Source organism: Dongia soli (assembly GCF_034044715.1).
Lineage (GTDB): Bacteria > Pseudomonadota > Alphaproteobacteria > Dongiales > Dongiaceae > Dongia_B > Dongia_B soli.
In genome coordinates this window covers 20,387-45,996 of record NZ_JAXCLW010000007.1, presented here as the reverse complement: position 1 = coordinate 45,996, position 25,610 = coordinate 20,387, and the positions used below count along the sequence as shown (strand labels likewise).

Here is a 25,610-nt window from a genome sequence, read left to right as displayed (position 1 = left end):
ACGGCAGCACAGGAACAAGAGCTTATCGAACGGATCAAAGATATCGACCTTGAACCATTCCGCTTCCAAGGGTGGGAGGGGAAACGCCTGACCGTTCTTTCGGTTGGCACTACGATTTCAGCAAGGCACTGATCGAGGAGGCCGCACCCATACCGGATTGGTTGATGCCGATGCAGCAGCTGGCCGCGCAGTTCGCCGGTCTGAAGGCGACAGACTTGGTCCAGGCCCTTTTGATATACTATCCGCCTGGCGCGACGCTCGGCTGGCATCGTGATCGGCCAGTCTTTGAACATGTCCTTGGGATTTCACTCGGCACGACCGTCAAGATGCGCTTCAGGAGGCGACGGGATAGAGGCTTCCAGCGGCACGCGGCGGTCCTGCCGCCCCGCTCCCTTTATCATCTGGCCGGCGAAGCCCGACATCTTTGGGAACACAGCATCCCGGCCACCGATGTGACACGATGGTCGATCACATTCCGCAGCCTCTCTGACCGCACGGCTGATCGCCCTTTTCCACGGCGTCAAACGGCATAATTAAGTAGCCACCGGCGACCTTGCCCATAGTACAGTTGGCTGTACTCTTGACGATGGCCTATGAATAGCAACCTAATGCCTCCTCATGGGACGGCCGTTACCTGCCCCGCCGGCACCCCGATAACAAAAGGTTTGCAATACGCGTTATGGTAACTCGACCTTCAGCCTTCCAGGAACATCGGCGCGCAATGACACCAGCAACTGAAACGGCCCCGGGCCCTTTGGCTGACCTCCTGAATGCCTTGCCGCAAGCCATCTATGCAACCGATGCCTGCCGGAGGTTGACTTATTTTAATCAGACCGCGGCAGGCCTCTGGCAAAAGGCGCCAAAAATTGGCGACGAGGATTGTCTAGTCTCCTGGCGGCTCCACCGTCTGGACGGCGCGCTATTGGCTTATGCCGATTCACCGATGGGACAGGTGCTCGCCAATGGCATAGCCCGGCAAGGCGAACCGATGGTAGCGGAACGTCCAGATGGGACCCGCCAGTCTCTACTTGTTTTCTCTTCGCCCATTTTAAATCCTTCCGGCGCCATCACCGGCGCAGTCAATATTCTCATTCTCCCGGAAGAGAAGACGACCATGGAGACCGAGGCTCTCCTGGCATCGATTGTCGCTTCATCGGATGATGCCATTCTCACGAAGGATCTGAATGGCATCATCACGAGCTGGAACGAAGGAGCGCAACGCTTATTCGGCTACACCGCCGACGAAACGATCGGACAGCCGATCACCATGCTGATACCGGCGGACCGGCAGGATGAGGAGCCCGAAATCCTGCGACGCATCCGGAGTGGTGTGCGTGTCGACCACTTTGAGACCATACGCCGCCGAAAGGATGGGAGCCTGGTCGAGATTTCCTTGACGATCTCCCCGGTGCGCAATCGCTTCGGACGAATCATCGGCGCGTCGAAAATCGCGCGCGACATAACCGAACGGAAACGTGCCGAAGAGCGGCAACATCTTCTGTTGCAGGAGATGAACCATCGGCTGAAAAACGTACTTGCGCTCTCAGCGGGCATTATCTCGATGAGCCGCAAATATGCCAGCTCGGTAGATGAGTTTGCGGAGGCGACCCAAGGACGGTTGCGTGCACTCGCCGAAGCCCATTCCCTCACCTTGCAAAGCCATCGCTCGGAAACCGCTTCAGCCTGCACTCGGAATTCCTTGCACGACTTGGCCAAGACAATTGTGGCTCCGTATAACCACGGAAAAGGCGCATCCCCCGTTGAAATATCCGGGTGCGATATCGAGCTTGGCCCGAATGCGACGACAGCCATCGCACTCATCGTGCATGAACTCGCGACAAACTCCGTCAAATACGGCGCTTTATCCGTACCGGAAGGTCGGGTCGACATCCAGTGCATCGACAATGAAAGCCGCGTCAAGATCGTGTGGCGCGATCGCGGCGGTCCCTCACCGGTTGCCTCGGAAAAGCGCCCGGAAGGCTTTGGTACGCGACTGACGAGCTTGACGTTGTCCGGTCTGGGCGGGCAGTTGACGAGGGAATGGCATCAAGACGGCTTGAGAATAGAGATTTCCCTGCCGAAAGAACGCCTGCTTTCATAAGCTGCACCATTCGGGACCGGATATCCCCGCCAACGCGTGGCTGCGCAGCGCCTAATCAACAGATTGGTCTTAGTGCCGTGTCATTGGAACAAAATACAGCACCTGTCGTATTGCTGGTCGAGGATGAAATCCTCGTCAGGGCGACGACAAGCGAGATAATTGCAGATGCGGGTTACTTCGTGCTCGAGGCCTCGAATGCCGACGAAGCAATCATCCTGCTTGAAGCCAGGTCCGACGTCGCCATTATCGTATCGGACATCACAATGCCGGGCTCGATGGACGGGCTTGAGCTTGCCAATATGGTCCATGAGCGATGGGCGGAAATCCGAATAATCCTGACATCGGGCAAGGAACGGCCTGCACGCGAGGCTCTGCCTGACGGAGTGATTTTTGTCGAAAAACCATTCGGAACCGAATTGGTCAGCGAGCTGCGGCGAGTGAGCCAATAGAGCCGGGCAAAAATCGCCGAGCCAGAGCCGTCGAAACATTGGACGGGGTTCGATCTCACTAACATTTGGCGACCCCGGCTGGACTTGAACCAGCGACCTATTGCTTAGAAGGCAATTGCTCTATCCAACTGAGCTACGGGGCCGGCTCAGACTCAGCCATCCAACGGCCGAGCGGTAACGGTCAAGTCGATACGGTCAGTGCGTCCAGCGGCCGATGCGATCGAATTTGAAATTATCGGCATAGGCCTTGGGTTGCAACGCGGGTTGCTGCGGCAGTTCCACCTGATAAGCGAGGCCATGCTTTTCAGCATAGGCGATCGCTTCTTCCCGGGTATCGAAATTGAGCTTCACTTGGCGCTGGGTATCGGTCGACCCGGTCCAGCCCATCAGCGGATCGGCGAAACGAGGCGCGGCGGGGGGAAATTCCAGTACCCATCGGCGCGTCTGGGCACGACCCGACTGCATCGCTGTCTTTGCCGGCTGATAAATGCGGACTTGCATTCCGAACTCTCCCGTCCCCGTCAAATCCCGCCCTCTTGGGCCGCAATCCCGGTCTGGCTGGCCGAACCGGGCCGATGGTCGGGGCGACTGGATTCGAACCAGCGACATCCTGCTCCCAAAGCAGGCACTCTACCGGACTGAGCTACGCCCCGATGATTGAAAAACCAAGGGTTTTCCGGCGTTTTTTAACCGACCGGCCCGCAAGTGTAAACTGGAACTTTCGGGGCCGTCCAGCGACTGGCGGCGAGGCTCCTGCCCGCATCGGGCCAACAGCCATTCCAGGCGCTCCCCTCCCGTTCATCCTTCGGGGCCCGTCAGGCGGTGCGGATGCGGTCCAGGAACGCCCGGATTTCGCTCCGCATGACTTCGGATTTCTGGCGCATGGCAGCCGAGGATCGATCGACGCTGCGCGCCGACTGGTCGGTGCTGCTGACCGAGGCGGTCACGTCGGCAATCGCCTTGGTGATCGACTGGGTTTCATCGGCTGTGATGTTGGTATTACGGCTGATTTCGGAGGTCGCCGCATTCTGTTCCTCGATTGCAGCGGCAATGGAATTGGTGGTCGATTCCAATTCGCCGATCGAGCTGGCAATGCCACGCACGGCCGAGACGGCTTCACGGGTCGCCTCCCGCACCGCTTCGATATTGCGGCGAATATCGTCCGTTGCCGAGGTTGTCTGGTTGGCCAGCGCCTTCACTTCGGAGGCGACCACGGTAAAGCCTTTCCCCGCCTCGCCGGCCCGGGCCGCCTCGATGGTGGCATTGAGCGCGAGCAGATTGGTCTGGTTGGCAATCCCGTTGATGATGTCGATCACCGAACCGATGGCCTGGACTTTCTCCGCCAAGGCCGCCACTTGCGTTTCGGTTTGTGTCGAACGCGCCTGGGCGTTTTGCACGACGTCGCGGGCCACATGGATCTGCCGGCCGATCTCGACGATCGAACCGGCCAGCTGTTGAGCGGCGGCAGCGACGGTCTGCACATTATCGGCGACCGAATTGGCCGCACTGTTCACGCGCTGCGTGCCCTCGGCCGAAATCTGCGCGCTTTTTGATAAAGTCGCCAATGTGGCCGAGGTGTCACCGACATCCTTGGCCAGGGAATCGGCCGCCGATCCGACCGAAGCTTCGAACTCATCCGCGAATTTCAGGAAACTCGCGCGCCGGTCGGCCTCGGCACGCTTTTCGGCTTCTGCCTGTTGCTGACGCAGTGTCTCGCTCTCTCGCATGGTTTCGCGGAAATGCAGGAACGCGCTGGTCAGGCGGCCGATCTCCGTCTTACTTTGATCGACCTCGACGACCGTATCGAACCGCCCCTCCCGCAAGCCTTCCAAAGCATCCACTGTTCGATTGAGCGGACGGGTGATGGAACGGCTGAGAAGGGCCGTCAGCACGATGCCGATCAGCAAGCCAAGCAGCAGAAGGCCGATTGTGAGTCCTGCGCGCTGCATGAAAAGCTCATTCACATCGTCGATGAAGATGCCGGTTGAGATGACCCAGTTCCAATGCTTGTCAAAAGCGCTGAGGAACAATTTCGGCGTATTGTTCTCCGTGGAGCCGGGACGCCGCCCGGGGAACGTCGTGAAGCCCTGCAGCGTCGGCTGCGTCGTCGCGGCCTGCAGATAGCCGGTGAAATTCGCCGTGGCCTGGGGATCGCTGGTCTGCAGAATGTTGGTGCCGATCTGGTCCTTGCGTGTTGGGTGCATCTTCAAGATGCCGTCGCGATCGAAGATGAAGAAGTAGTTCTTGCCGTCGAAATTGGTTTGGGACAGAGCGTCCAATGCCTGGCGCTGCGCGTCCTCGACGCTCAAGGTACCCGCAGCGGCCATGTCGCCGTAGCGATTGACGGTGCTGAGCGCAGTTTCGATCAGGGCTCGCAGCTTCGACTTGCGGTCTTCGATCATTCCGGATCGCATATCGTACAGAACGTAGGTGGTGACACCGAGCAGGATGAGTGAGAAAGCCAGGGGTACCAGGGAAAGCTTTCTGGCGATCGTCAGTCGTTTCAGCATTGCTCAAGTTCCATCCTACTGAATTGAAAGAAGAAGAATGGAGCCGCGCATGTTTCAAAACCGTTAAGTTGAAGCAATATAAGAATAAATACTGGGCAAAATACTTACTGAATCCTTACTAGGCTTTAATGCCGCTACAGCGGCTTGAACGTGCGGCCCCCAAGATCGTGCGCTCGCTTGTGGCGCAACCTCGTCACGCCCATATTTCCCGACAAACAGGCCTAGTAGGATGGAGGTTTACGATGACCGAGAAAGCGAGCTGCGGCTCGGCTGCGCAGCTGACCCCGGAACAGGAATACATCCTGCGTCAACACGGCACCGAACGTCCCGGATCAAGCCCTCTCAACAAGGAATATCGCAGCGGGACCTATACTTGCGCCGGCTGCGGCAAGGTGTTGTTCCAGTCGGATACCAAATACGACAGCGGCAGCGGCTGGCCGAGCTTCTGGGCGCCGGCCGATGATCAGGCGGTCGGCACGACCGAGGATCGCAGCCATTCCATGGTAAGAACGGAAGTTCACTGCGAGAATTGCGGCGGCCATCTCGGCCATGTTTTTTCCGACGGACCGCAACCGACGGGTTTGCGCTATTGCATCAATGGCGCGGCCCTTAGTTTCAAACCGAAATAGTTGGGGCGAAATAGCCTAGGAAAACGGCGGTATCGAGCCGCCGTTTTCACGTTCAACCATTCCTAGCAGGCTTCAACCGCGCGTGCCGCCATCGTGGACACGAGCGCGGCGCGGTATTCAGGCGTGCCATGCAGATCGCCATTGAAATCCGCCGGATCGAGCTTGACACCCTTGGCCGCAGCTGGGGTGAAATTCGCCGAGAGAGCGGATTCAATCTCCTTTGCCCGGAAGACGCCGTTGCCGCCGCCAGTCACAGCGACGCGGATACCTCCCTTGGTCTTGGCAACGAGCACGCCGATCAAGGCGAAGCGCGAGGCGGGTTGCGCAAATTTCCGGTAGGCTGCCGCTTCCGGCTTCGGGAAATGCACGGCGGTGATGATTTCGCCCTCCTCCAGCGCCGTTTCGAACAGGCCTCGGAAGAAATCGTCCGCGGCGATTTCGCGCTTATTGGTTCGTATGGTGGCACCAAGGCCAAGAACCGCCGCCGGATAATCCGCCGCCGGATCGTTATTGGCCAGCGACCCGCCGATCGTGCCGCGATTGCGCACTTGGCGGTCGCCGATTAACTCGGCAAGTTCGGCCAAGGCCGGGATCGCCGACTTCACGGCGGACGAAGCCGCCACTTCGGCATGCCTGGTCATGGCGCCGATGGTGATGCCATCGCCTTCGGATTTGATCCCACTGAGATCGGCAATCCCGTTGAGATCGACGAGATCCGAAGGGGCCGCCAGGCGCTGCTTCAGGGTCGGCACCAGGGTCATGCCGCCGGCGATGATCTTGCCGTCACCTGCGCCGCCCAAGGCCTTCACGGCATCGGCGACGTTGCTGGGACGATGATAGTTGAAATTATGCATCTCTCCCTCCCTCACGCTGCCGTCATTTTCTTCGGCGCCGATTGGATCGCCTGCCACACCTTCAGCGGTGTCGCCGGCATGGATATATCCTCGACACCCAGCGGTGCCAGTGCGTCGATCACCGCATTGATCACGGCCGGTGGCGAACCGATGGCGCCGACCTCGCCCACACCTTTGGCGCCGATCGGGTTATGCGTGCACATGGTGGCATGGGTGGCGACCTGGAAGCTCGGCAGGTCATCCGCCCGGGGCATGGTGTAATCCATGTAGGAGCCGGTCAGAAGCTGGCCGCTATCCTCGTCATAGACGCAGCGTTCGAGCAGCGCCTGACCGATCCCCTGGGCAAGGCCGCCATGCACCTGCCCTTCGACGATCATCGGATTGATGACCCGGCCGACATCGTCGACCGCGGTGAAATTCACCACCTGCGTGACCCCGGTCTCCGGATCAATCTCCACTTCGCAGATATGCGTGCCGCCGGGATAGGTGAAGTTGAGCGGATCATAGAAGGCGGTTTCTTCCAGTCCCGGCTCCAGTTCGGTGATCGGATAATTATGCGGCACATAGGCGGTCAAGGCGACTTGGCCGAAGGGGATGCTCTTATCGGTTCCCTTCACGGTGAAGTTGCCGTTTTTGAATTCGACGTCGCCGGCGGCCGCTTCCATCAGATGGGCCGCGATCTTGGTCGCCTTGGCAATGATCTTGTCCATCGCCTTGACCAGGGCTGAGCCGCCGACGGATAGGGAGCGCGAGCCGTAGGTCCCCATGCCGAAGGGGATCTTGTTAGTATCGCCATGGACCACTTCGACATTCTCGAGCGGGATGCCGAGCCCGTCGGAGACGAGCTGCGCAAAGGTGGTCTCATGACCCTGACCGTGGCTATGGGTGCCGGTGAAGACCGTCACCGAACCGGTCGGATGCACCCGGATCGAGCCGGACTCATAAAGCCCGGCGCGGGCGCCGAGCGATCCTACCACGGCCGAGGGGGCGATGCCGCAGGCTTCCAGATAAGTGGAGATGCCGATGCCGCGCAGCTTGCCCCGTTTGGCCGCTTCCGCCCGGCGGTTCTCGAAATCCGACCATTTCGACATCTCCAGGGCGAGATCGAGTGTCGCTTCGTAATCGCCGCTGTCATATTGCAGCGCGACCGGCGTTTGATAGGGAAAGGCATCCTTCGGAATGAAGTTGCGCCGGCGGATTTCCACCTGATCCATCTGCATTTCGCGGGCCGCTTTGGCGACCAGCCGTTCCAGCAAATAAGTCGCTTCCGGCCGCCCAGCACCGCGATAGGCATCGACCGGTACGGTATGGGTAAAGACCGCCTTGACCTCGGCATAGATGGCCGGCGTCGTGTAGACGCCTGCCAGCAAGGTGGCATGGAGATAGGTCGGAACGCAGGGTGCGAAGGTAGAAAGGTAGGCCCCCATATTGGCAATCGTGTTCACTCGCAGGCCAAGGAAACGGCCGTCCTTATCCAAGGCCAGCTCGGCATGGCTCACATGGTCGCGCCCCTGCGCATCGCTGATGAAGGCTTCCGAGCGCTCCGCCGTCCATTTAATCGGGCGACCAACTTTGCCGGAAGCCCAGGTCACCAGGGCTTCTTCCGCGTAATGGAAGATCTTCGACCCGAAACCGCCGCCGACATCCGGTGCCACGACGCGCAATTTGTGCTCCGGAATTTGCAGCACGAAGGCGCCCATCAACAGGCGGATGACATGAGGATTCTGGCTCGTCGTATAGAGCGTGTAATCGCCGGTAGCGCGATCGTAATCGCCGACCGCCGAACGCGGCTCCATCGCGTTCGGTATCAGGCGCTGATTGACGAGATCGATCTTGGTGACGTGGTGCGCCTTGGCAAAGGCAGCATCGGTCGCCGATTTGTCACCGATATGCCAGTCGAAGCAGACATTGTTTTTGGCCTCGGGCCAGACCTGCGGCGCGCCCGGTTCGCCTGCCTTGGCGGTGGAGATGATGGCCGGCAATTCCTTGTAATCGACCTCGATCAGTTCGGCGGCATCCTTCGCCTCGGCATAGGTCTCGGCAACTACCAGGGCGACTTGATCGCCGACATGGCGGACCTGATCCTTGCAGAGCGGCGGATGCGCCGGCTCGATCATCGGGCTGCCGTCCTTGCTGTGGATCTGCCAGCCACAAGGCAAGCCACCCTTGTCGTAATCGGCGCCGGTCAGCACGGCGATAACGCCCGGTGCAGCCTTGGCTTTGCTGGTATCGATGGCAGCGATCTGCGCGGCTGCGTAAGGCGAACGCAGGATATAACCGTAAGCCTGATGCGGGCGGTTGATGTCGTCGGTATAAGTGCCGCGACCGGTCAGGAAGCGAAAGTCTTCGCGGCGCTTGACGGCTGCGCCGATGCCTGTTTCTGTCGTCATCGCCTCATCCTCTTACCGCTTGACCGTTCATCGCCTGCGCACCGGCCTTCACTGCCTTGACGATGTTATGATAGCCCGTGCAACGGCAGATGTTCCCTTCGAGGCCTTCGCGGATCTGCTGCTCACTGGGATCGGGATTGTTCTTCACCAGATCGATAGCGCTCATCACCATGCCCGGCGTACAGTAGCCGCATTGCAAACCGTGATGTTCGCGGAAGGCTGCCTGCATCGGATGCAATTCATCGCCCTGCGCCAGTCCTTCGATCGTCGTGAGCGCTGCACCCTCGGCCTGCACCGCCAGCAGCGTGCAGGACTTGATTGAAGTCCCATCGAGATGCACAACGCAGGCACCGCATTGGCTGGTATCACAGCCGACATGCGTGCCGGTCAGGCCAAGTTGATTACGGAGAAAATGAACAAGAAGTGTGCGGGCTTCTACATCACCGGAAACGGCACGGCCGTTTACCGTCATACGAACGGTCGGCATTACGATTCTCCCTGGTTGCCGGCGGGATCACCGCCCCGCCGGGATGCGTGCCGGTTGCTCCGGCCTTCTGGCATTTTCAATAGTTAAGGTTGGCGCCGAGCAGACTGTCAAGCCGGCATCGTTTGCGCGCCGTTGCACTTAGGGCCTAGATCTCAACCGGCGTTTCCACGGCGTCGAACAGCCATTTCACGAAGGTCCGCAAGATCGGCATATGCAGCCGGTCACGTTCGCAGACGACGTAATATTGCGCCGGACTGGGATAGGTATAGGAAAAGGGCCGGACTAGCTTCCCCTCCTCGATGTCCTGGCTCATGATCACCTGATCGCCGAGCGCGACGCCAAGGCCGAGCAGCGCCGCCTCCAACGCGTGATTGGCGCTGCTAACGTAGAGACCCTTACTGGCATCGACCTGTCGCGCCCCGGCGGCGGAGAGCCAATGCGACCAGGCGGTACCGTCATCTTCATGGATCAAGGTGAAATGCCGCAAATCGCTGGGCGTACGCATCGTCCATTGGCTGGAATTCAGCAAGCGCGGGCTGCAGAGCGGAAAGAAATCGACCGGCGTCAGACGATGCACCCAGCGATGCTCCCAGCGGCCGCCGCCATATTCGATGGTGACATCATAATCGGTCGGCAATGTTTTTGAAAAAGGCGGCAGGAAATGCAGCGACAGATCGATCTGCGGATAGGCGTCGATGAAGTCGGCCAGGCGCGGCAACAACCAGCGCGAGGTGAAGGTAGGCGGCGCATGAATGGCCAAACGGCCTTTCAAATCGGGATGATGAATATCGGCGACACTCTCCGCGATCGCGTCGAAGGCTTGTTCCAGGGCCGGCAGCAGGTGCCGGCCGGCATCGGTTAAAACGACCCGGTTCTGATTGCGATGCAGCAGTTCGACGCCGACCCATTCCTCCAGCGCGCGGACCTGATGGCTGATTGCGCCACGGGTGACGTTCAGCTCCCCACCCGCCTTGCCGAAATTGAGATTGCGGGCCGCCGCCTCGAAAGCACGCAGCGCGTTCAAAGGGGGAATCCGCCGCTTTGCCATATCCAAATACCTTTCGGAGCTAGCTGGTGAGATTTTGTAAACGTTATTGAATAGAGTTTATCCAGTTTGAGCAATTTTTCTATTCCCCTAGCATCATTGACAGCATCGCCGGCCCGCGGCCGGCTTGGGCAAATGAATGGGGAGGAAACCATGGCTGCCGATAGTGCCGTCGCCACCACCTGGGGCGCTAATTCCGAATACGGGAAGCTGCGCGACGTGCTGCTCTGCTCACCGGAGAATTTCCGCTGGCTGCCGACCAGCTCCATTTCCAAAGCAACCCTGGCGAGCGGCGCCAAATTCGACCGGCAACTGGCGATGAAGCAGCATCGGGAAATGGTCCAGGCCTATGAAGATGCGGGCACCAAGGTCCATTACCTGCCGGCCGACGAGAACTTGCCCTACCAGGTCTTCGCCCGGGATTCGAGCTTCATGACCCCTTGGGGCGCCGTCGTCACCCAAATGCATCAATGGTGGCGGCGCGGCGAATATGCCCCGGTGGTGAAATTCTATCAGGAGACCGGCATTCCCATCTGGAACTGGGTCACGGCTTCCGCCATGGAAGGCGGTGATTTCGACGTCATCGAGCCCGGCTGCGTGCTGATCGGTTATTGCGGCGAACGCACCCAGGAACCGGCCGCCCGCCAGATCCAGGGCTGGCTGGAGAAGGAAGGCTGGGAAGTTCGCCTGGCGCCGATCGCCGAGCATTATGTCCATATCGACCTGATGGTCTGCATGCTGGGCCACAAGCTGGCCGCGGTCTGCGAGGAGACGACCGACGATTCGATTATCGACTGGCTGAAGTCGAAGAAGATCGAGATCGTGCCGGTCAATTACAGGGATACGATGGCCCTGGGTTGCAACGTGATGGCGCTGGGCGACAGCAAGATCCTATCCACCGCCCAAAGCAAGGACCTGAATGCCCGCCTGCGCGCTTTGGGCTTTACGGTTTACGATCCGGATGTGACGATGTTTACTCAGGGCGGCGGCGGTGTGCATTGCATGGCGCAGGCCCTGCGCCGCGATCCGGTATAAGCCTCGGCAAAGACGAAACGAAACAGCCGAAGCCGGCAACGGAATAAGCCAAAACAAGGCTTCGGCTGCTTAACAGACAGGGGATAGGCATGGGAACTGGGCCCATGGTCATGCATGACGATGCATGACACACAAGGCGATTTGAGTATCGAGAACCTCCTCAAACAGTATGGCAATGTCCGTGCTGTCGATGACGTGTCGTTGCACATCCGGCCGGGCGAATTCCTGACCCTGCTCGGCCCCTCCGGTTCCGGCAAGACCACATTGCTGATGATGATCGCCGGTTTTGTCGCCGCCGATGCCGGGCGCATCGGCCTGGGCGGGCGCGACATCACCCATCTTGCCCCCGAACAGCGCAATTTCGGCATGGTGTTTCAGGGTTATGCGCTGTTCCCTCATCTCAGCGTCCGCGAGAACGTCGCCTTCCCGCTGAAAATCCGCCGCCGGCCGAAGAGCGAGGTTGAGGCGGCGGTGAAGACGGCTTTGGACAGAGTTCAGATGGCACATCTCGCGGACCGCCTGCCGCGCCAACTTTCCGGTGGCCAGCAGCAACGCGTGGCTCTCGCCCGCGCCATGAGTTTCCAACCCAATCTACTGCTGCTCGATGAACCACTGGGCGCGCTCGACCGCAAACTGCGGGTCGATGTGCAGATGGAAATCAAGAAGCTGCATCAGGACCTCGGCACGACCTTCATCTATGTCACCCATGACCAGGAAGAGGCTTTGTCGATGTCCGATCGCATCGTCATCTTCCGTCAGGGCCGCATCGCCCAGATCGGCACGCCGAGCGAGTTATACAATCGCCCGCAATCGCGCTTCGTCGCCGCTTTCCTCGGCGAAAGCGATTTCATTGCCGGTACCGTGCAGTCGATCGATGGCGGGATCGCGCGCATTGCCACGCCGGCGGGCGAGATTCTGCAGAACGGCACGAAGCATCCCTCCATCGGCAGCAATATCACCGTGGCGCTGCGGCCGGAGAAGATCGCTTTGCTGGCGGAACCCACGGCAGACCGGCGTAACTGCCTGCCCGGCCGCATCGTCGCCTGGCGCTATCTGGGCGGCCATTTGTGTTTCGAGATCGCCGTCGAGGGGATCGGCCCCATCCGGGCAGAGATCGCCGCGGCCGAAGGCCAGACATTCCTGCAGGAAGGCAAGCAGGCTTGGCTCGCCTGGCAACCGCAAGATGGCGTGACGGTTACGGAAGAATAATCCGCCGCGCAAGCCGGCGGATCACAGCAAACAAGCAATAAACGCCGCTCAATGGGAGGACATAATGAATAACACGATAAGAATGCCGACACGTCGTCTGGTGACTCGGCGTCAGGCTCTGGCGATGACCGGGGCTGCTGCTGCTGCGGCCCCCTTCATCCTGCGCGCCGGCCGCGCCAGTGCCGCCACGGAACTGGTGCTGGTGAACTGGGGCGGCGATGCCATCCCGAATTTCGATCATGCTTTCGCCCAGCCATTCGAGAAGGAAACCGGCATCAAGGTGACGATCGACGGCACCGGTCCCACCGATGGCAAGATCAAGGCCATGGTGGAATCGAAGAACGTCACCTGGAATGTCTGCGACGCCGACGGCTTCACCTCGGAAAATCTCGGCAGCCGCGGCCTGCTGGAGGAGATCGACTATTCGATCGTCGACCGCAACAAGGTGCGGCCGGGCCACGCCTTCCAGTATGGCTGCTGCAGCTACATCTATTCTTATGTCATCACCTATAATTCCTCGAAGCTGAAGGAAGCGCCGACAAGCCTGGCGGATTTCTGGGATCTGGAGAAATTCCCGGGCAAGCGGACCTTCTGGAAATATATGTCAGGCGCGCTGGAAGCCGCGCTGATCGCCGATGGCGTGCCGGTGGACAAGCTCTATCCGCTCGATGTCGACCGCGCTTTGAAGAAGCTGGAACAGATCAAGGACCATATCATCCTGTGGGAATCCGGTGCCGACAGCCAGCGCTTCCTGCGCGAAGGCGAGGTCAGCATGGGGCTGATCTGGCATACGCGCTCGACGCTGCTTGAGCGCGACACCAAGGGCGAGGTCAAGTGGACCTTCAATCAGGGTCTCGCCTGCCCGTCTTCCTGGGTGGTGCCGAAGGGCGCCAAGAACGTCAAGGAGACGATGCAGCTCATCGCCTTCATGCAGAAGCCGGAATTGCAGGTCGATCTGCTGAAATCGATGTCCAACGGCCCCGCCAATCCCGCCGGCTCCGCCATGGCGCCGGCCGATCTCGCCAAGATCGACCCGGGCAACGAGGCCAATTGGAAGATCCAGATCCCGATGGACGTGCAGTGGTACGGCAAGAACTACAACGACGTCCTCAACGATTACCTCGACTTCTTCGCCTCCTGAGGCGAGGCGCGTAACGCGGGAAGGCAGGGCTATGGCAACCGAGGTCGCGGTCGGCACATCTCGCCGCAAACTGCTCGCCATCGGCAACCGGCAGGACCAGGTCTATTGGCTGTTCGTCCTGCCGGTCCTGCTGTGCCTTCTCGTCTTCTTCCTGCTACCGCTGTTCCAGGTCTTCTGGATCAGCCTGAGCGATCCCGCAGTCGGGCCGGACAATTACATCAAGCTGTTCGACAACCGGGCGATCAAGCGCGTCGTCCTCACCACCTTGCGGATCTGCACGATTACCACCGTTTTCTCCGTCGTGATCGGCTATATGATCGCCTTTACCGTGGTCATCGCGCCGCCGCGCACCCGCAGCATGCTGATGTTCGCGATCCTGGTGCCGTTCTGGATGTCGGTCCTGGTCCGCGCCTTCGCCTGGGTCACGTTGTTGCGCAGCGAAGGCATCATCAACAGCTTCCTGATGAGTTTCGGCATCATTTCGACGCCGCTCTCAATGACCAATAACGAATTCGGGGTGCTGATCGGCATGGTGCATTACATGGTGCCCTATGCCGTCCTGCCGCTGCTGGCCAGCATGGATGGCATCAATCCCAGTCTGATCGCCGCCTCGCGCGGCCTCGGCGCAGGGCCGGTGCAAAGCTTTATCAAGATTTTCATGCCGCTGACCAAGCCGGGCATTTTCGCCGCTTTGATCCTGGTCTTCATCATGACGCTCGGCTTCTTCGTGACGCCGATCATCCTGGGCGGCGGCAAGACCGTGATGATTGCCGAATACATCACCGTGCAGATGCAGCAGACCCTGCGCTGGGGTTTGGCCTCGGCGCTGGCCACCGCGCTGCTGGCGGTCGTCCTGCTGCTGATCGGCGGGCTTTCCCGCAGCATGGATATGCGCAAGATGCTGGGGGGCGGCTGATGGTGGATTTCGGACGCAGCTCCTCGATCTCCATCGCCAAGCTGCTGGGCTGGGCCGGTGCACTGTTCCTGTTGCTGCCCAGTTTCGTCATCATCCCGGTCTCCTTCACCACGCATCATTATCTCTCGCTGCCGGACGAAGGACTATCGCTGCAGCACTACCAGAACCTCTTCAGCAACCCGCTTTGGCTCGGCGCCATCGGGCAGAGCCTGCTGATCGCCGTTCTGGCAGCGGTTCTGGCGGTCATCACCGGCACCCTGGGCGCCATCGGCCTGTGGCGCATCGCCAGCCGCTTTGGCGATTCCTTGCGCAATCTGATGCTGATGCCTCTGATCGTGCCGCCGATCGTCTCGGCCCTCGCCTTCTACAAGGCCTGGGTCGCGTTCGGTCTGCTCGATTCCTATATCGGCATCATCATCGCCCATGCGGTCCTGGCAGTGCCCTATGTCATCATCACGGTGACGACGTCGCTCAGCAATTTCGACGGCCGGCTGGAACAGGCGGCGCGCAATCTGGGCGCCAATGCCTGGGAGGCGATGTGGCTGATCATCGTGCCGGTGATCAAGCCAGGCATTCTCTCCGGGGCCGTCCTCGCCTTCCTCGCCTCCTGGGACGAGATCGTCGTCACGCTCTTCATCAGCAGCCAGAAGATCATGACCTTGCCCAAGGCGATCTGGAACGGCATCCGCGACAATATCGACCCGACGGTGGCAGCCGTCGGCAGCCTGGTCATCGTGATCACGCTGGCCGCCACCTGCATCCGGCTTTATCGCCAGAGCCGCGTTGGCGCCTAGCCGGCCTCAGGCGCGAATGCGGGTCAGGTGATTGTCCCAATGCCAGCGGACATTGCTGGCAAGAAGATGCGATTTTGGCGCCATCGGCCGGCCCGCGGCATCGAGCGTGGCAATCTCCACCACATCGCCCTTGCCGCCCGTCACCACAAAGCCCCCGGGCTTGCCATTGCCGGCAACGCCGCAGCCATCGGCAACGGTGGCCTGGCCCAGCCAGGTCTCGCGCCGCAGATCCCAGAACATGGCGACATTGCCCTTGGGCGAGGTGGCGCAGGCAACCCAGCCGCTGATATCCACCGCAACACTGCCCACATAGCCGCGCAGTATCATGGCGAGATCGCGGGGAATCTTGAGAAATCGGATATTTCCGGCTGGATCGAGCAGACAGACGAGAGGGCGGAGATCGCTCTGCGCATCCTGATCCTGCATGCCACAAACGACATCGCCCCTGGCCGTGAGCGCCATATGCCGCATCGACAGCGAGGCGAGATCTTCCGGCAGGCGCCCGATGGCAATCGGTTCACCATCGCGCAGATCGAGAATGACCAGGCTCGATTCCACCTCGCCGACGGCATGGCGCTGCAGGATGCCGCCATTGGCGACGATCAGACGATTGTTTTTCTCGTCCAATATCGCTTCATGTGGCTCAATGCCGTGGCTGGGCCAGCCCTGCAGCCAGGCGCCGGTCGCCGCGTCGTAAAAGCCAAGCCGGCCGATCGAGGTCTCGACATGCTCCTCCGTGGCGATGATCTGCGCCCCTTCGCCGGGGAAGACGGCATGGCCGTTGAATTCATGGTCATCGGCGATCTGCAAATCATAGAGCTTCCGGCCATCGGCGAGATCGATCATGCAACTATAGCGTCCCGGCTGACGGCCGACCGCGAGGACACGCCTGCCATCGGGATGCAGAGCGATCTCATGGGCCCGCATCGGCAAAGCGGAATCGAGAAGCGCGTCACCATTGCCATCGATCGCCGCGGCGGCAAAGGCCAGCTTGCCGCCTTTATCAGCCACACCGCAGGCGCTGAGGAAGCGCGGCTGCGTGTCTGCTACCTTGGCTTTCTGCCGACCGAAGGTGGCACCGATGCCGGCCATGAAGGACTGAAGGCTGCCTGACAGGAAGTGATGACGATCCATCGTTTTTCTCCGTCCCGGATATGATTACGCGCCGTCTCCATCGAGATCGTTGAAGCCGAGGGTGATGCCGATCGCGCCCGGCATTTCCTGGGTTAGGATATCCCGTACCAGATTGAGCTTGACATAGAACATCTCCACCTGTTGGCGGCCATCCTTGTCATCGGCCACGGCTTCCGGCAAGGGCTGTTTGATAGCGGCGAGTGCCTTATGGCAGTCGTCAAAAGCCGCTGACAGGCGCGGCTCGATATCCTTGCCGCCGAGGAAGCTTGCAAAAGATCCGGCATCGTTGCCCGTTACGGCATGACGCATGGCTGCTAGGTTCAGCGCGATATTCTGCAGAGAGCGGCCGGCACGCCATTGTTCCGCCTGGTTCGGCTTGGCGAGATTGATGTCCTTGCCCAAGGGCAAACCGATTTTCTGGTCGGCGATGATCTGCATGGTGGTCAACAGGCCGGCATAGATCTGCCCCGTTGCCTCGACCGGCGTTGCTGCCAGCCCCGCTTGATCGCCCTTTGCCAGCTTCGGCTCCAAAGCCTGCCAATCGGCCAAAGCCTCATTCGCAATCCGATGCAGATTGTCGGCAATCGCCGCCACCAGTGCCAGACGATAGGCGGCGGCGGGCGATGCGTCAGCGAAATGTTGCAGCGGATTGTCACCCTCATAGATCAGCCGTTCCAAGGCACCCAGCCCTTGCACCGCCACGCTGGCCCGGGCAAAGACATCCGGCGCAAGCTTGCTGGTATCCGCTGCACTGACCAAGCCGGCAAGCTGCTTATCGGTGATGCTGCGGCGCTCGGGCCAGTATTCGACGCGGTCCATCCGCTGTTCCTGGGACAGCGGGCCGAAACGCAGCAATTGTGCAGCCATCCAGGCATCCGAAACATCGCCGAAAGCCTTATGTAAGCCATCGAGACCGGCCGCATCCGGCTTTGCCTTGAAGGCCGCCGCAGCTTTGACCTGCGCCTCCGTCGTGGCCACAAAGGTCTTCAGGCTCGGTATCGCGATATCTCTCGCGAAAGCCGCATTGAAAGCTGCATATTTGTCGGCAGCGCGGGCACCATGGGGCAGCAATTGCCACAACGCCGTTGCGATCACGCTCAGCAGGGAATGGCGTCGGGTCAGTTTCATGCTCTCGTCCTCATTGGGATAATGCCTCCTGAGATCATAGAGATCGCAGGAAGGCGATCAAATTGGTGCGTTCCTCAGGCGACATGGCGACGACACGCTGCTGCGCCGCCGTCGCCTCGCCGCCATGCCATAGCACAGCTTCGAGAATGGTCCGCGCCCGGCCGTCATGCAGCAGAGCCGCCGGCGCATCCCCGGCAACAGCCTGGCCGAGACGCCAGAGCGGCTGTGTGCGCCATTCGCTGCCGCCGGCTGTTCCCTCGGCGACACCATCGGCAAGGCCGGGGCCCATGTCATGCAGCAGCAGATCGGTATAAGGGCTGATGCGCCGCGCCGGTATTTCGGCCGTGGCCGGCAGATTGTAGCTCGGCCGATGGCAGGTATCGCAGCCGGCCGCCATGAACAGCTTTTCTCCGGCGGCAATCCTGTCGGTGTCACGCTGCCGCTGCGGTGGCAGCATCGCATATGAGACGAAAGTATCGATCAGATGTCGCATCGGCTCGGCAATCTCGACATTGCCGAATTGCGGCGAATTGCCGTTGGGCGCCGCCAGACAATCCCGCTGGATGCCGGAGCAATCGCCGGCAGGTCTGCGAAATATCGTCGTCGACATGCCGATATCGATATTGAAAGCATGGGCATCCTGCTGCGCCAGGGTCGGCTGTACGGCCTTCCAGCCGAAACGGCCGATCCGGCTTTCACCGCTGACAACATCGAGAACTCGATTGGGCCGGCCGGCAACACCATCGCGCTTGACTCGCTTCGTCTGCGCGAGAATCTCGGCTTCGGGAATACGGTCGAGCAGCCCGAGCCCATGAATGGCCGGCGCCATGCGAAAACCGGCATGGCTGTCCGCCGCGAGATCACCGAAAGCAAGTTGCGATAACTGCATTTGCGGCTGTTGCAACTGCACCCTTTCGCCACCGGCCAATTCGATCACCGGTCCATCTGTCATGGAAAGGCTAAGGCGCGCCTCCGGCTGCTGGCCGGGCAAGGCTTGGGTTTGGATCTGTTCGCCATAGACCGGATCGGGGCGCGCCGCCTCTCTCACTTTGGCCGCCTGCCCCAGATGCACGGTCAGCCCAGCTACCGGATCGCCATGTCTATCGAGCAAAGCGGTCGGACGCCCACCACCAGGATGACAGACATTGCAGGAGCGCGCGTTATAGAGCGGGCCCAAGCCATCCACGGCCTGGGTCGAAGACGGCGCAGCGACCCAGTTGCGCTTGAACAAGCCGAAGCCGAGATCGAAATCCATCCGCTTCGCATCCGGCATTTCCGCGTCCGGCTGCACGGCGCGGCGCAAGGATTGTTCCTGGCGTTGCGCGACTTGTTCTTCGGCACTGCTCGGCAGTGCGACGGCGCCAGCGAGGCAGGCTGAGAGAAGGAAAACCAAAGGGCGCATGTCAGGCAACCCGGAAGAAACCCATCATGCCGGTCTCCTGATGCTCGATGATATGGCAATGCACCATCCAATCGCCCGGATTGTCGGCGACGAAAGCAATGCGCAGCCGCTCCTTCGGGAAAACCAGGGTGGTATCAGCGAAATGCGGCACGACGGTGTTGCGATCGGAGTCGAGGACTTTGAAGGTGTGGCCGTGCAGATGGATCGGATGGACGCGCGGCGTTACATTGGCGACTTCGAAGACGTAGCTGCGTCCCTTGGCCAGCTTGAAGAGCGGCGGTGGCAGAACGTCATGTCCCTGGGCTGGCCAGGCCTGGCCGTTGATTGCCCAGAACGTATGAGGCGTCAGGCACAGGGCATCGGCAATGCGCAGGACTTCGCCATCTGGCAGTTTGACCTCTGGCGCCGTCGCCGATTGCGAGGAGGCCGCACTGAGCCGCATGGGCAATTGCTGAGCGCCGTCAAGCTTCGGTTCCCGAAGATTTGCCGGTTTCAGCAGGTCAGGCGTGAAAGGCGGCTTGTCCAGTTGCGTCTTACCGGCGGTCAATTCGGCCAGCAAAATCGGCTGCGGAGAAAAATAGTTGAACACGCGAACCGTTGCACCGGCCTGACGCGGCATGCGCAGCAGCAGATCCAGGCGCATGGCCGGCCCGATCTTCCAGCTATCGAGCTTCACCGGATCGATCGCATTGCCATCCGTGGCAATCACCCAGGCTTCGGCACCTTCGACGCCAATTTCCAGGATACGGGTGAGATCGAGATTGAGCAGGCGCAGCCGGGTATCGCCATTGGCCGGGACTTCCCGGCGCAACGGCAAAGGCTGGCCGTTCATCGTGGCAACCTGGCCGAAGGTGCCGGCAGTGGCCGCGCCCTTTTCGGTCATCAACGCATCGAAGCTGCCATCGGGTTTCAGGCGCCAGTCGCGATAGGCGCAGATCACATCGGCATCGCTGGGCCGCTTCTCATCGCCCTCGACGATGAGGGTCCCGACCAGGCCGCGGCCATATTGCTCGACCGTGTTGCAATGGGGATGAAAGAAGAAGGTGCCGGTGTCCGGCGGCCGAAAGGCATAGGTGAAATTTTCGCCCGGCTGAACCGGCGGCTGCGTCATATAGGGGACGCCGTCCATCGCATTGGGCAGGCGGATTCCGTGCCAGTGGACCGAGGTATGCTCGCTCAGCTGATTGACCAGCTTGGCGCGCAGCCACTGTCCCTGCTTCAGCCGGATCATCATCATCTCCGGCTTGTCGTCATAGCCGGCGATCTGGCTCAGGCCCGCCGGGGCCGGCAACATCTGGCGCGTACGGAATTTCGCCGTCAGCGTGACATCGACGACGGAAGCATCGGCCGGTGGTTGCGGCGCGGTCGGATAAACGAAAGGAATCGCCGCCTTGGCCGGTTCACTTAGCCCGTTCTTCAGGATGAAGGGCGCCGCCATGCCGGTGACGGCCATGCCGGCCAGGCCCGCCAGCACATCGCGTCGCGGAATACGGCCCCTACCCTTCGCGTTCCGGCTATCCTTCGGCTTCATCATGCGGCAATCAATACCTTAAAGAAGCGATCATTAGAACGGCTGAGGGGCCAGGCGGGAGCAATTTGCCCCGATCGGCCCCGATCGAACCGCTTCGCGCAGCGCCGCGGCGCTGCTTACGCGGCACTGCTTACTCAGTGCTGACGGCAGAAGGATTGTCCAAGCTGTCCGAGCCTTCGACCTTGATCTTCAAGCCGAGCGCCGAGACCACGCCTTCGACACCATGGGTTTGCGCCACCAGCGTATCGACCACATCCTGGACGATCTTATTACCTTCGGGGTTGTCGGGACCGATCATCTGGTCGTAGGCCATCTTGCCGCTGTCGCCCGTCTGTTTCATCGTCGTCATGGCAGCGGTCGTCGCTTTCATATCTTCCATCAGGCGGGCATCGGCCTTCGCCGCCGTCGCCTTGGCGTAGTCATGCAGGCTGGGCCCCTTCATGACGCTGCCATCCGCCCGCGTATAGGTGCCGGTATAGACATTGACCATGCCCTGCTGGTCGTAGAAATGCGAATTGTAGGTATTGTCGCTGAAGCAATCATGCTCCTCTTCCGGATCATGCAGCATCAGGCCGAGCTTCGTGCGCTCACCACCCAATTCGCCATAAGAGAGGCTGCCAAGGCCGGTAAGGATGACCGCCAAACCTTCCTTCTCATTGCCGCCGAGGAGACGCTTGCGGGCGGCGCCTTCCTTGCCCCAGAGATCGCGCATCGCCGTCAGATCATCGATCAGCAGATCGGTCGCAGCCTTCAGATAGGCGGCGCGGCGATCGCAATTGCCGTTCGTGCAGTTCTTCTGATCGTAGTCCGTCGCCGGTCGATTGCCGGCACCTGGGCCGGTACCGTTCAGATCCTGGCCCCAGAGCAGGAATTCGATGGCATGATAACCGATCGCGACATTGGATTCGACGCCGCCGGCTTCCTGCAGCGATTGGATCAGCTTCTTGTCGATGACGCTGGCATCGACCTTGTCCTTGCCGATCTGGATTTCCTTGTTCGCGATGACATTGGCACGGTAGAGCGGATTTGAATCCGAACTGTCGCCATAGCTGTCAGCGACGTAATCGATCAGGCCTTCGTCGAGCGGCCAGGCATTGACGGTGCCTTCCAACTCATCCACTTCGGGATTGCCGAAACGATAGGCTTCGCTCTGCTGGTAGGACGGACGCGCCGCTTTCCAGGCATCGCGGGCCGCCGCCAAGGTCTTGTCGGTCGGATCGGCCAACAAGGCATCGACGGCCTTGTCCAGCGCCTTCGCCGTGGTGACGCTGTCATCATACGTGGCGTAAGCCAGATCGGCGTAATGCGCCAACACTGCCTTGGCCTTGGGTGCCGCCGCCTGCGCCGGGGTCATCATAGCTGGCGCCACGATGGCCGTGCTTGCCAACAGCAAGGCGGCCGCACCGAATAAACTGCTCTTCAACATCATTTCCCTATTCTGCGAAAGCTGTGCATTGACGGATATCCCCACCACTTGCCGCCTCACGATCGGATCCACGGTCCAACTCGGCGGCCGGCCAAGCGATGATTAGCCTAGTCGGCCGGACATTGCAACTCATTCGCATTATCATGATGGGGAACTGCGGGATCGACGCAGTCATCGGGCCTCAACTGCCAGCGGCAAAACCCCGCCTGCTGGGCGGTTTTCTTTTATTTAAGCTCAAGTTGCAGTAGAGTGCGGACCCTGTCCTCCGGCGGCGCTCTGCTCCGGAGGCACTTCGCCGTCAATGCAAACAATTCGGAGTACCGTCATGAAGGGCGACAAGAAAGTCATCGCGATCCTCAACAAGGTCCTTAAGAACGAGCTGACGGCGATCAACCAGTATTTCCTGCACTACCGCATGCTGAAGCATTGGGGCTTCGGCAAGATGGCGAAGCATGAATATGAAGAATCCATCGACGAGATGAAGCATGCGGACAAGCTGATCGAGCGCATCCTGTTTCTGGAAGGTGTGCCGAACCTGCAGGATCTCGGCAAATTGTTGATCGGCGAGAACGTGAAGGAAATGTTGGAGTGCGATCTGAAGCTTGAAATGCAGGCAATGCCTGATCTGCGCAGCGGCATCGCCTATTGCGAACAGGTGCAAGACTATATCTCCCGCGAACTGCTTGAAGATATCCTCGAATCCGAAGAAGAGCATGTCGATTGGCTGGAGACCAATCTGGAACTGATCGACAAGGTCGGCCTGCAGAATTACCTGCAGTCGCAGATGGATCCGCCGGAATCATAAGTGTGATCGGAGTCAAAATAACGGCTCGATTTGCCGTAATAACGGCTCGAGTTTGCTGGAAATACTGAATCGACGAGAAACGCGCGCCATTCATGGCCAAACCGACGATCGAACAAACCAGGAATCAGGGATACGAATGAGTACAAGACTATGCAATGGTGACCTGAGTCCCTTGGTAACGTAGGCCATATCATAGGCCGCGCGGCGCCAGCCCGCGCTGATCCATCGCAATGAACGCGCCCACGATTGGCGTCAGTAGTATCGTGCATAGAGCTCGTAACGGTCCTTGTCCTCGAGCGCACCGACTTGCTTCATTTCTGCTGCTTTCAGCGCGAAATAACCATCCTGCATCCTCGGCAGCAGCCAGGATTTGACGGTCGTATCAGCATTGAGTTCCGCCATCGCCTCCTCGAGTGAGGTCGGCAGCCGGCGGATGTTGAGGCGCTTCAAGTCCTCATTCCCAAGATCTGCTGGATCGCCCTCCACTATAGGTGGGGCGAGGAGATTGTTACGCAATCCTTCGAGCCCGGCCCGAACCAGGGCTCCCAAAACCATGTAAGGACTAGCCGTCGCATCGGCGGCGCGGAATTCGAAATGGGTTTGTTCCGACGTGCTCTTGCCTGGCGAATCGTTCACTGGGCATATCCGAATGCCGGCCTCCCGGTTGCGGTAGCCAAAACAGTTGAAGCCTGCACTCCACCGGTGCGGCGTCAGCCGCGCATATGAGATCATGCTGGGTGCTGTGAGAGCGCACAAAGCCGGCATGTGTCGGAGGACACCCGCAACAAAGCTCTTGGCTCGCGCACTGACGCCGCCGGCACTCGCGGGATCGGCGGTCACCGATTTCCCCGATTGGTCGACGAGGCTGAAATGGACGTGCACACCACTGCCGCTCGAAGTGGGATCCAGGATCGGGGAGAAACAGGCGTTCACCGAGAATTGGCGCGCCAGGTCGCGGACGAGGTCTCGTAAGATGACCGCGCGGTTCGCCGCGCCTAATCCCTGGGCAGGTTTCATTGTGACTTCGAATTGCTGAGGGCCGTATTCCCGCAGGATGTTCTCCGGTTCCAGTCCGGCACCAATCATGGCTGCGATCACGGCACCCAGAAAGCCTTGCACGGCCCGGAAATCGGCCAAGGTGAACGCGCCTTTGGCGAGGACAGCATTGGTCAGAAAAAACTCGTGCTCGAAGGATGCCTTTATTGTGAAGCCGAACTCACGTTCGAGATCGGCAAGCGCGCGCTTCGCGAAGCCCCGGCTACAGCCTTCCCACGGTGTCCCGTCGGTTTCCACGATATTGCAAAGAAAACCAAGCAGGTCTGGCTCGCCGTTCACTCCCGGCATCCGGAATCCGTCATCATCGAGATCTGGCACCAGCCGCAGATCGCCGACCGGGCCGAAGGAGTTAGGGCCGATGGAGCCGAATGGCGTTATGGCAAGATTAGCGGGCACCCAGCCTACACCTGAACTGCGGCGATCAGCGAGATCGCGCAGTGGGAAAGCGCGACCGCGGCTGATTCCTGAGAGATCGTTCGTTAGAAAAATGGCGAGATCGGTTTCCCTGCCGCTTCCTTGCTCGCTCACCTATGTCGCCCCCTGTTTTGATGGTTTCGGTCGGGTGCCGCCGCCTACCGTCTCGGCACCTATGACCTTATCCCTGCCGGTAAGCTCGTCCAGCTTCGCCATACGCGCGCGCGCCGTATCGTCCAGTCTCGCGAGAGCGCCAGCCAGGCAGGCTTCGACCACCGCCATCGCTACGATACTGCTGTCAAATGGGGACGGCACGTCCACCTCCACGGGCAGCACAATCTGTGCGAGCTCGGCGATCGGTGACAACCAAGGATCTGTCATCAGGATCAGCTTCGCGCCGCGCTTGGCGGCGTGTTGACAAAACTCAATGGTCTGACGCTCGTAGCGCCGGAAATCGAAGGCAACCACGAGGGCACCGCGCCCCAGATCCGCCGCTTGATGGTAGACTGGGACGGAGCTGTTGGCGATTTCCTGAACCTGCGGCCGCAGCAGGTGCAGATGAAACACGAGGTACTTGGCGAGCACATGGCTGCTGCGGCCGCCAATCGCATAAACCTTGCGAGAAGGATCGGCCAGAAGGTCGATCGCTTCGTCCAGCACGCTCGGCTGCAATAGCGAATTCGTCTTCTGCAGTGCCTCGACGAGATCATCGAAGAAGCCGCCGAGGAATCCACGTCGCGCCGGCGGCATGCGTGGAGCGCTCTCCAGCAATGAGAGCGGCGACTGCATCTTCTGCTGGATTTCTTCCTGAACGACCTTCTGGAAATGAGAATAGCCTTCAAAGCCGAGCTTTGTCGTCAGGCGCAGGATAGTAGGCGCACTGGCGCCCGCACGCTCGGATAGTTCGGCGATCGTGCCAAGTGCAGCAATTGGATAGGCGGCGAGGATCGCGCGCGCGACGCGCTTCTCACTGGGCGTAAGGCTAGGCAGAAGAGCACGGATGTGCGGTTCGATCGCCGCGGGATGTGAAATCGGGTTCTTCGTTTTCGCCTCCATCAAGCTAATAGATACTACAGATTGCGACGTTGACTTCAATACTGAAACATCTACTATATCGCGGCCGACTTGATTGACGGCCAAGGAAAAGCCTGCTC

Annotated in this window: 23 protein-coding genes and 2 tRNA genes; 10 read left to right on the top strand and 15 right to left on the bottom strand. The window is 60.2% G+C overall.

Features of this window, described 5'->3' with window-relative positions:
• Positions 1–71 precede the first annotated feature (71 nt).
• The 3 genes from SMD27_RS19300 to SMD27_RS19290 all read left to right on the top strand — a co-directional run bounded on the left by SMD27_RS19300 (position 72) and on the right by SMD27_RS19290 (position 2,550).
• On the top strand, positions 72–533 hold the full coding sequence (locus tag SMD27_RS19300; RefSeq protein ID WP_320510072.1) for an alpha-ketoglutarate-dependent dioxygenase AlkB: 462 nt from the start codon (positions 72–74) through the stop codon (positions 531–533).
• A 242-nt stretch (positions 534–775) separates the two neighbouring features.
• Entirely contained in the window at positions 776–2,101 is a 1,326-nt protein-coding gene (locus SMD27_RS19295; protein ID WP_320510071.1) for a PAS domain S-box protein, read from the top strand.
• Between the two features lie 83 nt (positions 2,102–2,184).
• On the top strand, positions 2,185–2,550 hold the full coding sequence (locus SMD27_RS19290) for a response regulator (RefSeq protein ID WP_320510070.1): 366 nt from the start codon (positions 2,185–2,187) through the stop codon (positions 2,548–2,550).
• A gap of 66 nt (positions 2,551–2,616) precedes the next feature.
• Here SMD27_RS19290 and SMD27_RS19285 read toward each other — a convergent pair.
• The 4 genes from SMD27_RS19285 to SMD27_RS19270 form a co-directional block, all read right to left on the bottom strand.
• A tRNA-Arg gene (locus SMD27_RS19285) sits at positions 2,617–2,693 on the bottom strand.
• Between the two features lie 52 nt (positions 2,694–2,745).
• A complete protein-coding gene (locus SMD27_RS19280; RefSeq protein WP_320510069.1) occupies positions 2,746–3,051 on the bottom strand; it encodes an ETC complex I subunit in 306 nt (101 codons plus the stop codon).
• 75 nt (positions 3,052–3,126) lie between these two features.
• Positions 3,127–3,203: transfer RNA gene (locus SMD27_RS19275), tRNA-Pro, on the bottom strand.
• 162 nt (positions 3,204–3,365) lie between these two features.
• On the bottom strand, positions 3,366–5,060 hold the full coding sequence (locus tag SMD27_RS19270; RefSeq protein WP_320510068.1) for a methyl-accepting chemotaxis protein: 1,695 nt from the start codon (positions 5,058–5,060) through the stop codon (positions 3,366–3,368).
• A gap of 242 nt (positions 5,061–5,302) precedes the next feature.
• Between SMD27_RS19270 and msrB the strand changes: the two genes are divergently transcribed.
• A complete protein-coding gene (gene msrB, locus SMD27_RS19265) occupies positions 5,303–5,689 on the top strand; it encodes a peptide-methionine (R)-S-oxide reductase MsrB (RefSeq protein WP_320510067.1) in 387 nt (128 codons plus the stop codon).
• Between the two features lie 62 nt (positions 5,690–5,751).
• Here the strand turns inward: msrB and SMD27_RS19260 are convergent, their stop codons facing one another.
• From SMD27_RS19260 to gcvA, 4 genes are all read right to left on the bottom strand, one after another.
• A complete protein-coding gene (locus SMD27_RS19260; RefSeq protein WP_320510066.1) occupies positions 5,752–6,543 on the bottom strand; it encodes an FAD binding domain-containing protein in 792 nt (263 codons plus the stop codon).
• An 11-nt stretch (positions 6,544–6,554) separates the two neighbouring features.
• Positions 6,555–8,933: a xanthine dehydrogenase family protein molybdopterin-binding subunit gene (locus SMD27_RS19255; protein ID WP_320510065.1), complete on the bottom strand. Its 2,379-nt coding sequence runs from the start codon at positions 8,931–8,933 to the stop codon at positions 6,555–6,557.
• A 4-nt stretch (positions 8,934–8,937) separates the two neighbouring features.
• Positions 8,938–9,420, bottom strand: coding sequence for a (2Fe-2S)-binding protein (locus SMD27_RS19250; RefSeq protein ID WP_320510064.1), 483 nt, complete (start codon positions 9,418–9,420; stop codon positions 8,938–8,940).
• Between the two features lie 145 nt (positions 9,421–9,565).
• On the bottom strand, positions 9,566–10,468 hold the full coding sequence (gene gcvA, locus SMD27_RS19245; RefSeq protein ID WP_320510063.1) for a transcriptional regulator GcvA: 903 nt from the start codon (positions 10,466–10,468) through the stop codon (positions 9,566–9,568).
• A gap of 150 nt (positions 10,469–10,618) precedes the next feature.
• Between gcvA and SMD27_RS19240 the strand changes: the two genes are divergently transcribed.
• The 5 genes from SMD27_RS19240 (at position 10,619) to SMD27_RS19220 (ending at position 15,560) form a co-directional block, all read left to right on the top strand.
• On the top strand, positions 10,619–11,500 hold the full coding sequence (locus SMD27_RS19240) for a dimethylarginine dimethylaminohydrolase family protein (RefSeq protein WP_320510062.1): 882 nt from the start codon (positions 10,619–10,621) through the stop codon (positions 11,498–11,500).
• Between the two features lie 114 nt (positions 11,501–11,614).
• A complete protein-coding gene (locus SMD27_RS19235; protein WP_320510061.1) occupies positions 11,615–12,709 on the top strand; it encodes an ABC transporter ATP-binding protein in 1,095 nt (364 codons plus the stop codon).
• Between the two features lie 82 nt (positions 12,710–12,791).
• On the top strand, positions 12,792–13,850 hold the full coding sequence (locus SMD27_RS19230) for an ABC transporter substrate-binding protein (protein WP_320510060.1): 1,059 nt from the start codon (positions 12,792–12,794) through the stop codon (positions 13,848–13,850).
• A gap of 31 nt (positions 13,851–13,881) precedes the next feature.
• Positions 13,882–14,766 (top strand): ABC transporter permease, encoded by an 885-nt coding sequence (locus tag SMD27_RS19225; protein WP_320510059.1) that lies wholly within the window; start codon positions 13,882–13,884, stop codon positions 14,764–14,766.
• The gene (locus SMD27_RS19220; RefSeq protein ID WP_320510058.1) at positions 14,766–15,560 is read left to right on the top strand and encodes an ABC transporter permease; all 795 of its coding nucleotides are present in this window, start codon (positions 14,766–14,768) and stop codon (positions 15,558–15,560) included. Before SMD27_RS19225 ends, SMD27_RS19220 begins: the two co-directional genes overlap by 1 nt.
• A 6-nt stretch (positions 15,561–15,566) precedes the next feature.
• Here the strand turns inward: SMD27_RS19220 and SMD27_RS19215 are convergent, their stop codons facing one another.
• The 5 genes from SMD27_RS19215 to SMD27_RS19195 form a co-directional block, all read right to left on the bottom strand.
• Positions 15,567–16,694, bottom strand: coding sequence for a DUF1513 domain-containing protein (locus SMD27_RS19215; protein ID WP_320510057.1), 1,128 nt, complete (start codon positions 16,692–16,694; stop codon positions 15,567–15,569).
• A gap of 24 nt (positions 16,695–16,718) precedes the next feature.
• Positions 16,719–17,822, bottom strand: a complete 1,104-nt coding sequence (locus SMD27_RS19210; protein WP_320510056.1) for an imelysin family protein — start codon at positions 17,820–17,822, stop codon at positions 16,719–16,721.
• A 34-nt stretch (positions 17,823–17,856) separates the two neighbouring features.
• Positions 17,857–19,224, bottom strand: a complete 1,368-nt coding sequence (locus SMD27_RS19205) for a di-heme oxidoredictase family protein (RefSeq protein WP_320510055.1) — start codon at positions 19,222–19,224, stop codon at positions 17,857–17,859.
• Between the two features lies 1 nt (position 19,225).
• Positions 19,226–20,758, bottom strand: coding sequence for a multicopper oxidase family protein (locus SMD27_RS19200; RefSeq protein ID WP_320510054.1), 1,533 nt, complete (start codon positions 20,756–20,758; stop codon positions 19,226–19,228).
• A gap of 127 nt (positions 20,759–20,885) precedes the next feature.
• Complete coding sequence (locus SMD27_RS19195; RefSeq protein WP_320510053.1) at positions 20,886–22,241, bottom strand: imelysin family protein; 1,356 nt, start codon at positions 22,239–22,241, stop codon at positions 20,886–20,888.
• 265 nt (positions 22,242–22,506) lie between these two features.
• Between SMD27_RS19195 and bfr the strand changes: the two genes are divergently transcribed.
• Positions 22,507–22,986: a bacterioferritin gene (bfr, locus tag SMD27_RS19190; RefSeq protein WP_320510052.1), complete on the top strand. Its 480-nt coding sequence runs from the start codon at positions 22,507–22,509 to the stop codon at positions 22,984–22,986.
• A gap of 252 nt (positions 22,987–23,238) precedes the next feature.
• Here the strand turns inward: bfr and SMD27_RS19185 are convergent, their stop codons facing one another.
• Positions 23,239–24,570 carry a glutamine synthetase family protein gene (locus SMD27_RS19185; protein ID WP_320510051.1) on the bottom strand — a complete coding sequence of 444 codons (1,332 nt, stop codon included), beginning with the start codon at positions 24,568–24,570 and terminating at the stop codon, positions 23,239–23,241.
• Complete coding sequence (locus SMD27_RS19180) at positions 24,571–25,596, bottom strand: MurR/RpiR family transcriptional regulator (RefSeq protein ID WP_320510050.1); 1,026 nt, start codon at positions 25,594–25,596, stop codon at positions 24,571–24,573.
• Positions 25,597–25,610: the final 14 nt, after the last annotated feature.

Excerpts from the sequence above, each read along its gene's own strand:
- msrB (WP_320510067.1), top strand. The coding sequence starts at position 5,303 with ATGACCGAGAAAGCGAGCTGCGGCTCGGCTGCGCAGCTGACCCCGGAA.
- SMD27_RS19210 (WP_320510056.1), bottom strand. The coding sequence starts at position 17,822 with ATGAAACTGACCCGACGCCATTCCCTGCTGAGCGTGATCGCAACGGCG.
- SMD27_RS19200 (WP_320510054.1), bottom strand. The coding sequence starts at position 20,758 with ATGATGAAGCCGAAGGATAGCCGGAACGCGAAGGGTAGGGGCCGTATT.
- gcvA (WP_320510063.1), bottom strand. The coding sequence starts at position 10,468 with ATGGCAAAGCGGCGGATTCCCCCTTTGAACGCGCTGCGTGCTTTCGAG.
- SMD27_RS19225 (WP_320510059.1), top strand. The coding sequence starts at position 13,882 with ATGGCAACCGAGGTCGCGGTCGGCACATCTCGCCGCAAACTGCTCGCC.
- SMD27_RS19215 (WP_320510057.1), bottom strand. The coding sequence starts at position 16,694 with ATGGATCGTCATCACTTCCTGTCAGGCAGCCTTCAGTCCTTCATGGCC.
- SMD27_RS19235 (WP_320510061.1), top strand. The coding sequence starts at position 11,615 with ATGACGATGCATGACACACAAGGCGATTTGAGTATCGAGAACCTCCTC.
- SMD27_RS19260 (WP_320510066.1), bottom strand. The coding sequence starts at position 6,543 with ATGCATAATTTCAACTATCATCGTCCCAGCAACGTCGCCGATGCCGTG.
- SMD27_RS19230 (WP_320510060.1), top strand. The coding sequence starts at position 12,792 with ATGCCGACACGTCGTCTGGTGACTCGGCGTCAGGCTCTGGCGATGACC.
- SMD27_RS19255 (WP_320510065.1), bottom strand. The coding sequence starts at position 8,933 with ATGACGACAGAAACAGGCATCGGCGCAGCCGTCAAGCGCCGCGAAGAC.
- SMD27_RS19250 (WP_320510064.1), bottom strand. The coding sequence starts at position 9,420 with ATGCCGACCGTTCGTATGACGGTAAACGGCCGTGCCGTTTCCGGTGAT.
- SMD27_RS19205 (WP_320510055.1), bottom strand. The coding sequence starts at position 19,224 with ATGCGCCCTTTGGTTTTCCTTCTCTCAGCCTGCCTCGCTGGCGCCGTC.
- SMD27_RS19240 (WP_320510062.1), top strand. The coding sequence starts at position 10,619 with ATGGCTGCCGATAGTGCCGTCGCCACCACCTGGGGCGCTAATTCCGAA.
- bfr (WP_320510052.1), top strand. The coding sequence starts at position 22,507 with ATGAAGGGCGACAAGAAAGTCATCGCGATCCTCAACAAGGTCCTTAAG.
- SMD27_RS19270 (WP_320510068.1), bottom strand. The coding sequence starts at position 5,060 with ATGCTGAAACGACTGACGATCGCCAGAAAGCTTTCCCTGGTACCCCTG.
- SMD27_RS19220 (WP_320510058.1), top strand. The coding sequence starts at position 14,766 with ATGGTGGATTTCGGACGCAGCTCCTCGATCTCCATCGCCAAGCTGCTG.
- SMD27_RS19280 (WP_320510069.1), bottom strand. The coding sequence starts at position 3,051 with ATGCAAGTCCGCATTTATCAGCCGGCAAAGACAGCGATGCAGTCGGGT.